The organism is Rothia sp. HMSC071C12 (assembly GCF_001813895.1).
Taxonomy (GTDB): domain Bacteria; phylum Actinomycetota; class Actinomycetes; order Actinomycetales; family Micrococcaceae; genus Rothia; species Rothia mucilaginosa.
Genome location: NZ_KV814368.1, coordinates 20,858 through 35,197, shown reverse-complemented (window position 1 = coordinate 35,197; position 14,340 = coordinate 20,858). Strand labels below are relative to the sequence as shown.

General features: G+C 59.2%; 10 protein-coding genes. 6 read left to right on the top strand and 4 right to left on the bottom strand.

From position 1 onward, the window contains the following. The 3 genes from HMPREF2942_RS09420 to HMPREF2942_RS09415 all read left to right on the top strand — a co-directional run. A partial coding sequence (locus HMPREF2942_RS09420; protein ID WP_141753512.1) for an S-layer homology domain-containing protein occupies positions 1 to 335 on the top strand: 335 nt, incomplete at its 5' end. Between the two features lie 386 nt (positions 336 to 721). Further along, positions 722 to 4,762: a S8 family serine peptidase gene (locus HMPREF2942_RS01275; protein ID WP_070688039.1), complete on the top strand. Its 4,041-nt coding sequence runs from the start codon at positions 722 to 724 to the stop codon at positions 4,760 to 4,762. A gap of 95 nt (positions 4,763 to 4,857) precedes the next feature. Beyond that, on the top strand, positions 4,858 to 4,998 hold the full coding sequence (locus HMPREF2942_RS09415; RefSeq protein WP_168162423.1) for a hypothetical protein: 141 nt from the start codon (positions 4,858 to 4,860) through the stop codon (positions 4,996 to 4,998). Between the two features lie 130 nt (positions 4,999 to 5,128). On the opposite strand, the gene HMPREF2942_RS01270 is transcribed toward HMPREF2942_RS09415, so the two are convergent. Together HMPREF2942_RS01270 and HMPREF2942_RS01265 are read right to left on the bottom strand one after the other, a co-directional pair. Next, a complete protein-coding gene (locus HMPREF2942_RS01270) occupies positions 5,129 to 6,298 on the bottom strand; it encodes a GmrSD restriction endonuclease domain-containing protein (RefSeq protein WP_049356098.1) in 1,170 nt (389 codons plus the stop codon). Next, entirely contained in the window at positions 6,288 to 7,532 is a 1,245-nt protein-coding gene (locus HMPREF2942_RS01265) for an adenine-specific methyltransferase EcoRI family protein (RefSeq protein ID WP_065425405.1), read from the bottom strand. Before HMPREF2942_RS01265 ends, HMPREF2942_RS01270 begins: the two co-directional genes overlap by 11 nt. A gap of 361 nt (positions 7,533 to 7,893) precedes the next feature. Between HMPREF2942_RS01265 and nadE the strand changes: the two genes are divergently transcribed. Further along, complete coding sequence (gene nadE / locus HMPREF2942_RS01260; RefSeq protein ID WP_070688037.1) at positions 7,894 to 8,727, top strand: ammonia-dependent NAD(+) synthetase; 834 nt, start codon at positions 7,894 to 7,896, stop codon at positions 8,725 to 8,727. 122 nt (positions 8,728 to 8,849) lie between these two features. On the opposite strand, the gene HMPREF2942_RS01255 is transcribed toward nadE, so the two are convergent. Then, the gene (locus tag HMPREF2942_RS01255) at positions 8,850 to 10,343 is read right to left on the bottom strand and encodes an MATE family efflux transporter (RefSeq protein WP_070688035.1); all 1,494 of its coding nucleotides are present in this window, start codon (positions 10,341 to 10,343) and stop codon (positions 8,850 to 8,852) included. A 199-nt stretch (positions 10,344 to 10,542) separates the two neighbouring features. Beyond that, positions 10,543 to 12,183, bottom strand: coding sequence for a Na+/H+ antiporter (locus tag HMPREF2942_RS01250; RefSeq protein WP_005507297.1), 1,641 nt, complete (start codon positions 12,181 to 12,183; stop codon positions 10,543 to 10,545). A 435-nt stretch (positions 12,184 to 12,618) separates the two neighbouring features. Here HMPREF2942_RS01250 and pdxS point away from each other — a divergent pair, with 435 nt between their 5' ends. Next, positions 12,619 to 13,524, top strand: coding sequence for a pyridoxal 5'-phosphate synthase lyase subunit PdxS (gene pdxS, locus HMPREF2942_RS01245; RefSeq protein ID WP_005507298.1), 906 nt, complete (start codon positions 12,619 to 12,621; stop codon positions 13,522 to 13,524). A 107-nt stretch (positions 13,525 to 13,631) separates the two neighbouring features. Beyond that, positions 13,632 to 14,270: a pyridoxal 5'-phosphate synthase glutaminase subunit PdxT gene (gene pdxT / locus HMPREF2942_RS01240; protein WP_049346512.1), complete on the top strand. Its 639-nt coding sequence runs from the start codon at positions 13,632 to 13,634 to the stop codon at positions 14,268 to 14,270. Positions 14,271 to 14,340 lie beyond the last annotated feature (70 nt).

The window sequence follows — 14,340 nt, the reverse complement described above, 5'->3', positions numbered from 1 at the left end:
AGGAGATTGAGTGGATGAAGGCTCAGGGCATCACGACCGGCTGGCCCGATGGTACCTACCGTCCGGAGGGTTCGGTGAACCGTGACGCGATGGCTGCGTTCTTCTACCGTTACGCGGGTTCGCCCGAGTACACTGCCCCCGCGCAGGCTCGTTTCACGGACGTTCCGACCGACAAGCAGTTCTACCGCGAGATTTCGTGGCTGGCTGAGCAGGGCGTGACCACCGGCTGGCCCGATGGTTCGTTCCGCCCCGTGGAGCCGGTGCACCGCGACGCTATGGCGGCGTTCGTGTACCGCTACAGCACGGGTGTGCTGAAGGAAAGCCCTGAAATCTAGGGTTCCGGAATCTAAGAACCTATAGGTTCTACCGAGGGAGCCGTACCGTTGCAGTTTATCTGCGGCGGTGCGGCTCCCTTTTTCTGTGGTTGGGTGCTTTGTTATTTACGCGTAATGTTCCGTAATACGAGTTTGACTAGGTTATATAAAGAATCGTTGAGACAATAAGTGAAGGTTTCTTCACCATCGGCATGAACCTTGACGTTTACGCCGCACAGACGCACTGGAGGCGCACTGGAAACACAGTGCAGACGCACCGTAGCACTCTCGGTGCAGAACCCTTGCCGTACAGCTCTCCGAGTAGAACTCTCGGCGTATAACTCTCCGCGCAGAACCTCGGTGCAGAAACCGCTAAGAAACGCACCATCACTAAAAAGGAGCATTCAGTGGCAACCTTCCCTGAAGCTACCCCCGCGCGAGCCACCCGGCACACACAGCCGGGCCGCCTCAAGCAACTGGCACGCAGCTGCGGCGCACTCACCCTGGGGCTCACCCTCGGGCTGACCGCTCTACCGTTCGGTACCGCCGCCTACGCGGCACCGGGCGTAGTACGCGGCGCAGACCGGGACGCACCCCACCAGAACACCGGCACCGGCGAGAACAACAACGAAGTTCTCTCCCCCAGCCTGGACGGCGCCACCGGCGAACGCGCCGTGTTCGTCCGATTCAAGGGTCAGGGCGCGTACGCCCAGACCCAGCCGGACGCGGTCCGCTCCCGCGCGCAGGCACCCGTCAACGCGCAAGCACAGGTGCAGGCAATCCGCGCCAGCGTGCAGCAGCAGGGCGCCTCCGCGGCGAAGGAATCCGGCGCGCAGATCCTGTACACCACCCACAACACGATGCGCGGCGTGGCGCTCTACGGTAACGTCGAGCAGATTCGTGCGCTCGCGAACCGCGACGATGTGGAACGCATCAGCATCATTGAGGACATGGCACCGCAGAACAGCGGCACCCTCATTGATACGGACACGCTCTCCGTGTGGGCGAAGAGCCCGGCGAACCCCGCCTCCACCGGCTACACCGGCAAGGGCGTGAAGATTGTCGTGCTCGATACCGGTATCGACTACACGCACGCCGATTTGGGTGGCCCCGGCACCAAGGAGGCCTTCGAGAAGGCGAAGGCATCCGACACGATTCCCGAGGGCACCTACGATCCGAAGAAGTTCCTTGGCGGCTACGACCTGGTCGGTGACGACTACAACTCCGGTAAGAAGGAAACCTCCACGCCCCACCCGGATAACAACCCGCTCGACTGCGGCGGCCACGGTAGCCACGTGGCGGGCACCGCGGCAGGCTACGGCGTGAACGCGGACGGCAGCACCTTCCACGGCGACTACTCCAAGCTCACCGAAGAGCAGCTCAAGGACATGAAGATCGGCCCCGGCTCCGCACCGGACGCCCAGCTGATTGGCCTGCGCATCTTCGGTTGTAAGGGCACCACCGCGTTCGTCCCCAAGGGCCTGGACCGCGTGCTTGACCCCAATGACGACGGCGACTTCTCGGACCGCGCCGACATCGCGAACCTGTCGCTCGGCAACGAGTTCGGCGTGTTCGATGAGACCGTGAACTACGCGGTCGGCTCCCTCTACCGCGAGGGCATCCTCTCCGTGGTTGCGGCGGGTAACGCCAACAACTACAACGCCGTGGGCGACACCTACTCCAACTCGGGTGGCCCCGGCACCAGCGCCTACGGCCTGACCGTGGCGAACTCCATCGGCTCGACCCAGCTGGTGGACCGCGTGAAGATTCTCGCCCCCGCGAACGAGGCGGACACCTACGGCGACTACTCGGTGAGCTTCGACTACGCAAAGGCGACCGAGGAGCAGCTGCGCGGTACCGTGGTGCGTGCCGCCTCCCGCAACCGCTACGGCTGCGAAGCATTCACCGAAGAGGAAGCCGCAGCGTTGAAGGGCAAGTGGGCTCTCATCGACTGGGCGGACGCTGACGGGGCATCCCCCTGCGGTTCGAAGGTGCGCTTCGACAACCTGCAGGCGGCGGGCGCAACCGGCGTGGTGCTCACCTCGAACACTGAGGTTGGTGACACCGCTATCGGCGGTAACTCCTCCATTCCGGGCGTGCGCCTGGCAAAGAGCCAGGTGGAGCGCCTTTCCGCGCAGATTGATTCGGGTGAGCTGACCCTGCAGCTCGGCGAGAACCTGCGCGACTCGATCCGCGTGCCCAACGGCAAGCTGGATCAGGCGAACACCTCCACCGCGCGTGGTCTGCACGGTTCGCACGGCATCACCAAGCCGGACGTTGCGGCACCGGGCACGAACATTTCCTCCATCGAGGTTGGTAGCGGCACCGGTTCGAGCGTGAAGACCGGTACGTCCATGTCCACGCCCTTTGTTGCCGGTGTTGCGGCGCTGATTATGCAGGCGCACCCGGAGTACGGTCCGCGCATGATTAAGACCGTCATCATGAACACCGCCGACCACCACATGCAGGACGCCTGGGGCAACCCCTACGCGGTGGACCGTGTGGGTACCGGCCGCATCAACACGCGTGCGGCGGTGGCTGACCGCGTCATGCTGTTCAACGCGGCACGCCCCGAACAGGTTTCGGACACTTTCGGCGTGCTCGAGTACACCCCGAACGCCGGTGTGCAGACCCTGCAGCACCGCGTGAGCGTTGAGAACACCGACTCGGTGGCGCACACCTACACCCTGAACTATGAGGGCAGCACGAGCATCCCGGGTGTGGAGTTCTCCTACCCGCAGTCCGTGTCTGTGGGTGCCGGTCAGAAGGCAACGTTCACCGTGACGGTGCGCATTGACCCGTCGAAGCTGGAGAAGACCCGCGACCCGTCCATGTACCCGAACCAGGATTCGGTGAACTACTCGACCGGTGCGGTGACCATTTCGGGTGCCCGCCAGTACATTGCGAGCGCTTCGGGCCGCCTGATCCTGACCGATGCTGACTCTTCGGCTACGGTAAAGACCCTGCGCATGCCGCTGCATGTGGCACCGAAGCCTGTCTCCGCGATGCGTGTGGCTGGCTCCGATATCGCCTTCGATGCGGAGGGTTCCGGCGCGACCGAGCAGACCCTGACCCTGCAGGGTACCGCGGTGGACCAGGGCGGTTACCGTTCGCTGCTGGGTGCTTTTGAGCTGGGCGCTTCGAGCCCGCGCATCCCGACCGCGAAGCTGGGTATCGGCTCAGATTCCCGCATGGACCTGCAGTATGTGGGTGCCGCCTCGGATGTGGCGGCGTTGAAGGCTGCCGGTGCGGACACCTCCGAGGCGCGCCTGTCCTTCGGTATTTCCACCTGGGGTAACTGGCAGGAGGTGACCCCGCGCGGCACCTACTACGTGTTCGTTGATACCAACAAGGACGGCACGAGCGATTACCGCCTGCAGACGGTGCGTGAGAAGGGCCTGGACTACCCGCTGGTGAAGGTTTCTAAGCGCAGCAACGGTAAGTGGGTGGCCATCGAGAACGCCCTGTACCCGCTGAACGGCACCTGGGGTGATACGGACACCAACATCATGGATTCGAACACCCTGGTGATGACTGTTCCGCTGAGCGTTCTGGGTCTGGACCCGAACGCTGAGTCCACCGAGATTTCGTACTCGGTGACCACTTCGAGCGCGTTCTCCGCAACGACCGTGGTTGATACGACTGATTCGGTGGTGTTCAACTATGCGGCGCCGAAGCTGTGGTTCAGCGGCGAGTCTGCGGGCGTTCCGAACCTGTTCGTGGATGCGCCCTCCACGCAGCTGGTGGCGCATCGTAACGGCGACGCGAAGAACGTTTCTGCGCTGTTCCTGCACATGCACAATGCGACCGGCGACCTGTCCGGCGTGAATGGGGCTGCGGGTGAGCGCGCGCAGGTTCTGCGTGTCTCTTCGAACTCTGAGGCTACCGCCGCGAGCGCACACTTCAAGGATGTTCCGGCGGATTACCCGTTCGTGAACGACATTAACTGGCTGGCTCAGCGTCGTATTACGACCGGCTACCCGGACGGCACGTTCCGCCCGAACGGTTCGGTGGAGCGCGGCGCGATGGCGGCGTTCTTCTACCGTATGGCGGGTTCGCCGCAGTTCACTGCACCGTCCACTCCGAGCTTTAAGGATGTGCCGCGTGACCACCCGTTCTATAAGGAGATTGAGTGGATGCGCGCTCGCGGTATTACGACCGGCTGGTCGGATGGTACGTTCCGTCCGAATGCTGCGGTGAACCGTGACGCTATGGCGGCGTTCTTCTACCGTTTTGCGGGTTCGCCGGCGTATTCGGCTCCTGCGGTGTCGCCGTTTAGTGACGTGTCGACCGGTGGCCAGTTCTATCGTGAGATTTCGTGGCTGGCTGAGCAGCGTATTACGACGGGTTGGGCTGATGGTTCGTTCCGTCCGGTTCAGCCGATTGAGCGTGGCGCGATGGCGGCGTTCTTGCACCGCTATAACGTGCGTGTGCTGAATAACCGCTAGTCGGATGCGGATGTGAGGGCCGTGTCGGGGTGGAGTTTTCTACCCCGGCACGGCCCTTTCTGTGGGCTGTTATGTCTGCGGCGTAGACTTAACTTATGCGTGAGTTACAGGTTCAGAACGGCGAGGATGAGACGCTGTCAGCTATCCAGGATGCCCCCAATCAGGAGGAGCTTCTGAACGCGGCGGCGGACTTCGTTGACCGCTATGAGAGCGTCTTTGAAAATCTAAGCCACTGATATTCCTTTGAAAAAGAAAGGGGCTGTTAGACTAACGTGTTGGTTTTGAATCAAATAAGGGGTGCCCACCGGTTACGTGCCGGTGGGCACCCCTTATTTTATCTGGTTGGGTTACCTCTGGTTATGCAAGTCAGAGGAGCGCATCGAGGAGCCAATCGGTCCAGCCAGCGGCCTTCTCGCTTGCGGAGGTCTGCGCGCCCTTCTTGAGGTTACATTCCTTGCAGAGCATCTGGCAGTTCTCCGGAACGGTCTTGCCACCCTTGGACCACGGGATGATGTGGTCACCGTCCATCTTATTGAATTCGAACGTCTTGCCACATGTGGGGCACTTATGCCTTTGTTTCTCGTAGGCTGCGAGTTTAGTCGCACGGTCGAACTGACGGATGGAAAGGTTCTTCACGTCACCGGTCAGTAGGAACGGGAAGATGCCGCGTTTGTTCGTCACATCCTCGTCCCCCATGAGTTTGGCCGTGGCTTCTTCCAGCTTCTTGGGGTCAAGGTCGGTTCGGTCCTTGTTCTCGTTGTAGTAGATGCCCCACGGCAAGCCCTTCATCTCCCTGTAGTATTTGGTGGAGAAGGTCGCGGGAATCCAGTCAATGACGGAGCGGAAGTAGTTCCAAAGAGCTACTGCGTTCGTGTCGTACTGGTGCTGGGCCATGTACTGTTCGATGTTGACGTTCTCGGCTTTCGCGGCCCAGCTAATCGCGGTTTGGAGGTAGTCCTGACGGATAGCGTCACCCTTCAGGTAATCACCAGCGATTTTGTATGCGGGACCGCTGCTCTTACTAAAGTAGCGTTTAGCGTCGCTGACCCATGGGCCGGCGTACACCGCGTTGCGTAGTTCCTGGTCGGTGAGTTGCTCACCCGCGATGTTGATGATTCTGAACCAGTCGAGCTTCTCGCTGTCCGTGCCATCGCACACGTACACGAATAACTCGTAGTTGAGTATCTCGTCCTTCAAATCCTGCGGGAGGTTGTCGAAGTACTTGTCATCCACGGAGTAGCTGCCGTCCACGTATTCGCAGAGGCTGATGGTGCGCTGCTGGCCATCCAGCACCTCGTAGGTCTCCTTGTCATCCTCGTTCTTGCCGGTCTTGCACCAGTACATCACGTTCAACGGAAGGCCTTTAAGGACCGTGCGAATCACCTCGTCACGCTGCTTGTCCTTATACACGAACTCGCGCTGGTACGGAGGACGGATGTCGAGCCGGTCGTGATAGCCTTTGACGCCTTCCTCGTCGTTGTTGAGATAGTCGTCGGTCACGTCACGAACGGTGATGGTGCGCTGCTCAATCTGCATTCAACGCTCCTTTGTCGGTCTCATTCGGGTTAAGCGGGAAGCAGTCAAAAGCGCCCCGTGGATGCTTGTTGCGGATTAGAATACGTGCATAAACCTGCACGAATATGTCATCGTCGATGCGATAGTAGGTGCTGTTCTCTGGTGGCTCCTTTACCTTCAAGGCCGGACCATCATTAAGCTTCGTCACCAACGATTCTTTACCCGTTTTGCTGATTTGAACCTGCCGAGGGTATATTTTCGTCCGGAGGGTCATGTCACCAGCGCCGGCCTTAGCGATGCCAACGATGTCGAATTGGTCAGGACTGTACTTATCGAGGAATGTGATTGGAACACCCATAAGACCTGCATAGTCCTCTGGTATGTCGGATGTCTTACTTACATCGATAGCGTCATAGTTGTCGTACTTCGGGTAATCCGACTCATGCCCTTCATATTTTCGGACAAGAATCATCTCCTCGTGCCGCTTCTTAATGTCAAGGTTCGTGAACCATGTGACGTTTCTAAAATGGACAAGGCCCTTTTCCGGGTCATACACCCCGTTAGCGAAAGCACGTGCATTTTCTGGGGGAATCTTGAAATACGAGTTGCCGTTAGCAAATCCATACCCCAGCCATAGCTTTACGTTCATGATGTATGGGAAGATTTCTTTGTAGGTAATCGCATTCTTGCTGCCGATGATGATGAACTTCTTATCGTGTTTCATGAGTTGGGCCACGTACTCGCGAAACAGTGAGAATGGTGGGTTCGTTACCACGATGTCGGCCTCATCCATCAACGCAACGCATTCCTTCGACCGGAAGTCCCCATTCCCTTCAAGCTCGGTGAGCTGGTTCTCCCCGTTCTTGAAAAGATTCTTCACGTCCAGCATATCGATGCCACCGTTACCGGTCGTATCGTGAACCGTGGTGACCACGGCCTTGTAGGGTTTGCCTCGTTTCCCTTCATCCTGAACTGCATCGAGTCCGAGAACGTCAAATAGAGATAGCTGCTGATTTGCTATCGGTGAACCGTCGTAGCATGTCGCAATGAGCTTCTTCAGCTTTAGCTTGTTGAAGTTCAGCACGAAGTATTTGAAGAAGTTGCTCTCAAACGGATCGTCGCAGTTGCAGAACACAGTTTTGCCTTTGAAATGCGCACGATAGTGCCGCATCTCATTCTCGATGTCGCTGAGCTGCGTGTAGAACTCATCCTCTTTGGCCTTCGCCGCGCGGCTAAGCACGCTTTTCCCGGCCATCACTTATCACCTTCTTTGGTGATAGTGGTGGGCTTTCTGGTCGGGGTCAGCAGGCCATTAGCGCTGGCCCCCCCCGCTTGCTTATCATCATGGGGAGCCTACTCCTTCTATCGGTTGCTCTCGTCGGTTTTGTCCGGCTTGATGCTCATGTCGATGGGCAATCCCTCTCATCCTAGCAAACAGGGAGGGTTGAACAAGGATTGCAACCTGTGAGTACGCTACGTATTTGCGGAACTGGAGGAAGGCTAGAGCAGCACTGAACCCACCGCGTGCGACGCGCTGAACGCACCGTGTGGAACACTACCTCGCCTCCCTCGGTGGTTCACCGCACGGGCTATAAGGTGGAGCGTACACTTAAGTCATGCGTGAATTACAGGCACAGATCATCCGTGAAATGGGCGTCAAGCCCAACATGACCGAAGAGCAGGCACGCGAAGAAGTGGAGCGCCGCATCCAGTTCATCTGCGACTACCTGGAAGCCACCGGAAGCCGCGGCCTGGTACTGGGTATCAGCGGCGGCATCGACTCCACCCTGGCGGGTCGCCTCTGCCAGCTGGCGGTCGACCGCCTCAACGAGCGCGGCCGCACCACCGAGTTCGTGGCGGTGCGCCTGCCCTACCGTGTGCAGCACGACGAAGAGGACGCGCAGGAGGCGCTGCGTTTCATCCAGCCCACCCGCTCCCTGACCTTCAACATTGCCGAAGCTGTCGACGGTTTCGACACCGCCTACGCTGCCGCGACCGGCGAGCAGATGAGCGACTTCAACAAGGGTAATGTGAAGGCACGCGCCCGCATGATCGCCCAGTATGCGGTGGCTGGCGGCCCCGGCTACCTGGTGGTGGGTACCGACCATGCGGCGGAGTCCATTACGGGTTTCTTCACGAAGTTCGGTGACGGCGGCGCGGACCTGCTACCGCTGTACGGCCTGAATAAGCGCCAGAACCAGCTGCTGCTGCGGGTGCTGGGTGCGTCTGAGCGTCTGTGGGCTAAGCCGCCGACGGCTGACCTGCTGGACGGCGTACCCGGCCGTACCGATGAGGATGAGCTGGGTCTGACCTACCCGCAGATTGATGACTACCTGGAGGGTAAGGAAATCGACGAGGCGGCCGCTACGAAGCTGGAGCAGATTTACCTGCGTAGCCGCCATAAGCGCACTACTCCGGTGACGATTTTTGATTCCTGGTGGAAGAACTAGCGCCTCAACCGGCATAAGAACTAACGTAAAAGCCCTGAACTCCCTTGGTGGGAGTCCAGGGCTTTTACTATGCTTTTGCAGACCGAGGACTATGCCTTCTGTTCGGGCTGTGCGCCAGAAACCTAGGCAGCCTGAACCTCCGAATCCTCAGAACCTCCAGTCTCAACCTCAGCTTCAGCGGGCGGTACCTTCGCGCCACCGGTGGCGAGGAACAGCACCAGACCCAGCGCGCAGGCGAGCACCTGGGTGAAGGGGAACGCCCAGGTCAGGCCCTTAAATCCGAACCACATGTTGCCGAAGTACACGGCTGGGAAGAACAGCAGCGCAATACCGATGGTCATCAGCATTGCCGGGCGACCCTTACCGGACGCCTGGAACCAGGAGACGAACACGATGCTGACCGCGTTGAACACGGCGGCGAGCATGAGTGCGATCATGACCTCTTCACCGGTGTCGATGAGGCTTGCATCGCCAACCACGGCGAGCAGTTCACGGCGGAAAATCAGCACCGGAATGGTGATGATCGCGGAGGTCGCCACGGACAGGATCGTTGCGGTGCGCAGCGCCTCCTTCACGCGAGCGCCGTTGCGGGCACCGTACGCGTAGGCGTACAGCGGGATACCGCCCATGCACAGGCCCATGCAGAGCATTTCGGGCACCATGTTCAGGCGCATTGCCAGGCCGAACGCCGCGACGGTGTCGTCACCGTAGGAGGCGGCGAGGTTGTTCAGCAGCAGGGCGGCGAAGATCAGGTTGAGGCTCTGAATGAGCTCGGCGGCACCGACCGCGACCACGGGCTTGATAATGGCGGGGTCGAGGGAGAAGTCGCGGATGTTTGCGGAGAAGTTCTCGCTCTGACGCATCAGGAACAGCAGGTAGTACAGCATGGATGCGCCGTTCGCCAGCAGCATCGCCCAACCGGCACCGGCGACGCCCATGCCCATGATGGCGATGAACAGCACGTCGAAGATGCAGGTGACGACGGTGCCAACGATGATGCCGTACATGGACTGCTTGGCGTAGCCTTCGGATCGGACGAGCTGTTCGAGGGTGAACATGCCGATAGCGAGGGGCGCGCCGAGGAACATGAGGTGCACGTAGATGCGGGTCGGTTCGTAGGAGCCGCCGGATGCACCCATGATGCTGGTGATCGGGTCGGCGAGGATGAAGCCGATAGCCGCCGCGACGATACCGGCACCGAGCGCCGAGTAGAGGGCGAAGGAGGTGACGCGGTGAATTTCGTGGGCGGGCTGGCCTTCACCGAGCTTGCGGGAGGCGAGGGTTGAGGAGCCCAGGCCGAACAGGCCTGCGATCGCCATGATGACGCCGAAGACGGGCACGCCGTAGCTGGTGGCGGCGAGGTCTTCGGTGCCGCCGTAGTGGCCGACGAAGTAGGAGTTCACCACGTTGTAGATGCTGGTGATGGCGAGGCCGAGCGCCATGGGCACGCCGAGGGAGAGGAGCGCCTTGAGGATGGGGGCGTCTTTGAGCAGGTAGATGTTCTGCGGGTCTTCGCTTGCGCCGTGCGGGCCGTGTCCGCCGTGTCCTGCGGCGGGTGCATTGTTGTTGGGTGCGCTATTTTTGGGTGCGTTGTTTTCAGTCTGGTGGGACGTCATAGGTTCCTGTGGTTCTAGTCTGTGTTGTGTCCGGTGCGCGGTAAGAAGCGTGGTCCGCACAAAAAACGGGCTAGTGTATTGTACCGTTTCCACGTAGTGGTTGGGCTAGGGGTTTAGACAAAAAAGTAACGAGGCGCCCCTCCCCCGCTGTTAGGGGTGGGGCGCCTCGCCTCATACGTATCGCATGTAGGAGTGTGAGCTATTCGAGTTCAACCGGACCAAGCACGCGAACCTCCTCAATATCCAGGATTTCCTGAATCGCGTGGAGCACATTCGTGTCGATTATGCGCTCATTACGCAGGCGCTTGAGCACGCTGCGTTGCTTCTCCAAATGCCGCAGGCGCAGCTCTTTCTCAAGGTCGCCCGCTTCAATAATGCGGCGGGCTTCTTCCGGCGCATTCGCACCGTCTTTACGAACGGCGTGCAGGTTGCGGTGTATACTCGCGTTGTACATCTGTTCGTCGGCAATGCGGTCGATAATCCACTGTGGTGCACCAATTTCCTGGCCGATCTCAGCCACAGAGTCGAAGGACTCGGCAATGATCGTGCGGATTGCTTCATTAATCTCATCTTCTTCGGTGGTATCAACCGGAATTTTCGCCCACCTAATAACGAGCGGCAGGAGCATCCCCTGAACCACCATCGACAGCAGAACCACGCCCGCAACAACAAAGATAATAAAGTCACGCGCGGGAACATCAGTCGGCACGGAGAGAGCCACCGCGAGGGAAACACCGCCGCGCAGTCCCGCAAAGGTACTCACTACACGGCCACGGAAAGTTGTGCGCAGCTGCTTCTGCTTTTCTGAACGGTCAAGGGCACGAATAATACCGATCGAGACGTGCAGGAAAATAAAACGCGCCGCAATGGAAACAAGCCATGCCACCACAATCACGGCGAACGTCAAAGCCCACGCATAGTTGTATTCACGAAGAACATCATCCACAGGCGCTGTGGCGCTGGGCAGCTGAACACCCACGAGCACGAAGAGCGCACCGTTCATGACATAGGAGACAAACGACCAGATGGGCAGACCGTAGAAACGGTTTTGGGGTTTGATGGTATCCGGTCCGCGATAGGTCAGGTAGAAAGCGGCGACCACCACAGCCACCACTCCGGAACCTTTCATGCCCTCAAAAGGCTCGATCTCTTCAGCCAGGAAGAAAGCAATAAACGGCACGGTAAACATGAACACGCTGAAGTTCATGGGGTTGCCGATGTGCGCACGCAGCTTATCTACACCCCATCCGACGGCCAGGCCAACGAGAGTTCCAATCAGGAACGAGAAGAAGAACATTCCGGATGCAGTCCCCAGGGTAAGTTCATGACCACCCGCAAGCTGCAGGGCGAGTGCGAAAAGAACTAGGGTGGTGCCGTCGTTAATGAGTGCTTCCGCTTTAAGGGTGGTGATGGAAGATTTGGGGAGTTTGCCGTTGAGCGTTGCCACGGCCACAGCATCGGTGGGGGCGAGCGCCACACCGATAATCAGCGCCACAGGCCAGATGAAGACGCCCATAAATGTGTGAAGCACCCAGGCGATAACGAACGCCGTGAAAATTACGAGCACCGTGCCCGAGAGCAGAATGCCGCGCAGACGAGCGCGCGCCTCACGCCAGGAGGTGTTTCGGGTCTCCCAGAACAGCATCACGGGCAGGAAGATTTCGAGAATCACGTGCGGTGGCAGCCCGACCTCGCGCACCTCGTGCATGGCGTGAACGGGGATGAGCGCCAGCACAAGCCCCAGGAAAATGAGCAGAATGGCGGGGGTTATCCGTATTTTATGGGCGAGGATATTACCCAGAAGAATTGCCAGCGATAGGGCAATGATGACTTCAAGCAATTTGGTGTGTTCCTTTTGGATGTGGCGGCTGGTTCATGGTGTGCGTCTGATAGACGGCTGATGTCCGCGAGTGTGCGGGTGCCAGGGTGCCCAAAATGTTTTGCTCGTTCCCTGGGCCGTGAGGCTTCCGCGTGGGGACGAGTGCGGGCGTAGCTTCTGTATTTTACCGTTGTTCAGTGCGGGTGGGTGGATGTTTACCCTGAGCAAAACCTTGCCTTATGGCCGCTCGGGATGTGAGTTTATGGGAGGCGACCTGCGTGCATCCGGCGGGTCTGCTCAGCCGGGCCTGCTCAGCCCATGAACCGCCCTACTCTAACCGCTTTTCATGACGTTTTGTGTCGTTCTGACGTGAACTTGGGGTCGTACTGTGTCAGAGAACAGAAAATCCGCCCCTGTGAGTGCGCGCGAACACTCAGAACGTGAGAAGATAAGGTCATGACTGATAACAACACCGTAACCGGCAGCCCGCTTGTTAAGCGCGGCCTGGCCGACATGCTCAAGGGCGGCGTCATCATGGACGTCGTCACCCCCGAACAGGCTAAGATCGCTGAAGATGCTGGCGCTGTTGCCGTCATGGCTCTCGAGCGCGTTCCCGCGGATATTCGTGCGCAGGGCGGCGTGGCTCGTATGTCTGACCCGGACATGATTGAGGGCATCATTGATGCTGTTTCGATTCCGGTCATGGCGAAGGCACGCATCGGCCACTTCGTTGAGGCTCAGATTCTGGAGACCCTGAAGGTCGACTACATTGACGAGTCTGAGGTTCTTTCTCCCGCTGACTACGTGAACCACATTGATAAGCACCAGTTCAAGGTGCCTTTCGTGTGCGGTGCTACCAACCTGGGTGAGGCTCTGCGCCGTATCACCGAGGGTGCCGCTATGATCCGTTCGAAGGGCGAGGCTGGCACCGGTGACGTCTCTGAGGCGACTAAGCACATCCGCACCATTAAGCGTCAGATTGCTGAGCTACAGGGCCTGTACAACACCATGCCCGATGAGCTGTACGTGAAGGCTAAGGAACTGGCTGCACCGTACGAGCTGGTTCGTGAGGTTGCTCAGACCGGTAAGCTGCCCGTGGTGATGTTCACCGCTGGTGGTGTGGCTACCCCCGCTGACGCTGCGATGATGATGCAGCTGGGTGCTGACGGCGTGTTCGTTGGCTCCGGTATTTTCAAGTCGGGCGACCCGGTTGCTCGTGCGAAGGCTATCGTGAAGGCTACCGCGTTCTACAACGACCCGGAGAAGGTTGCTGAGGCTTCTCGCGGCCTGGGTGAGGCTATGGTCGGCATTAACGTTGCTGACATTCCGGCACCGCACCGCCTGGCGGAGCGCGGCTGGTAATTCGTGCGCGCACCCCGTCTGTGGGGTGAGTGTTTGATGAGGGGGTGGGGTTCGCTGAGGCGGGTCCCACCCCTTCTTGTTTTGTTGTTTTTGTGAAGGGAGCGGTGATGGTTGAGAAGGTTCAGCCTACCGGTGTTTTGCCGGGTGAGGGTTTGACGGTTGGTGTTTTGGCGTTGCAGGGCGGCGTGAGTGAGCATGCGGAGATGCTGGAGTCTTTGGGCGCTCAGGTGCGTTGGGTGCGTACTGGTGAGCAGCTTGAGGGTCTGGATGCGTTGGTTTTGCCGGGTGGTGAGTCGTCGACGATTGACCGTTTGACCCGTATTTTTGGTGTGCGTGAGCCGCTGATTGAGGCGATTTCTTCGGGTCTGCCGACTCTGGGTACCTGTGCTGGCCTGATTATGTTGTCGGAGCGTATTGATGATCCGGCGCCGGGTCAGCAGTCGCTGGGTGTTTTGGATGTTTCCGTGGGTCGTAATGCGTTTGGTTCGCAGGTTGATTCTGCGGAGGTGCGTCTGCCGTGGCTGACCCCTGCCGGTGATGAGGTGGTTATTGATACGGCGTTTATTCGTGCGCCGATTGTGACTGGCACTGGTGAGGGTGTGCAGGTGACGGCTCGTCATGAGGGGAAGATTGTGGGTGTGCGTTCGGGCAACCTGATTGGTATTTCTTTCCACCCGGAGGTTACGGGCGATACGACGGTGCATGAGGAGCTACTGGCTCTGGCACGCGAGGTGAAGGGCAAGTAGCCCCTCCCCCAAAAAATAAGCCCGGTAATGACCGTTTAAAGAGTTGTGGCGATGACCGTTGTTCGGTCAC

Excerpts from the sequence above, each read along its gene's own strand:
- HMPREF2942_RS09415 (WP_168162423.1), top strand. The coding sequence starts at position 4,858 with ATGCGTGAGTTACAGGTTCAGAACGGCGAGGATGAGACGCTGTCAGCT.
- HMPREF2942_RS01270 (WP_049356098.1), bottom strand. The coding sequence starts at position 6,298 with ATGCAGATTGAGCAGCGCACCATCACCGTTCGTGACGTGACCGACGAC.
- HMPREF2942_RS01265 (WP_065425405.1), bottom strand. The coding sequence starts at position 7,532 with ATGGCCGGGAAAAGCGTGCTTAGCCGCGCGGCGAAGGCCAAAGAGGAT.
- nadE (WP_070688037.1), top strand. The coding sequence starts at position 7,894 with ATGCGTGAATTACAGGCACAGATCATCCGTGAAATGGGCGTCAAGCCC.
- HMPREF2942_RS01255 (WP_070688035.1), bottom strand. The coding sequence starts at position 10,343 with ATGACGTCCCACCAGACTGAAAACAACGCACCCAAAAATAGCGCACCC.
- pdxS (WP_005507298.1), top strand. The coding sequence starts at position 12,619 with ATGACTGATAACAACACCGTAACCGGCAGCCCGCTTGTTAAGCGCGGC.
- pdxT (WP_049346512.1), top strand. The coding sequence starts at position 13,632 with ATGGTTGAGAAGGTTCAGCCTACCGGTGTTTTGCCGGGTGAGGGTTTG.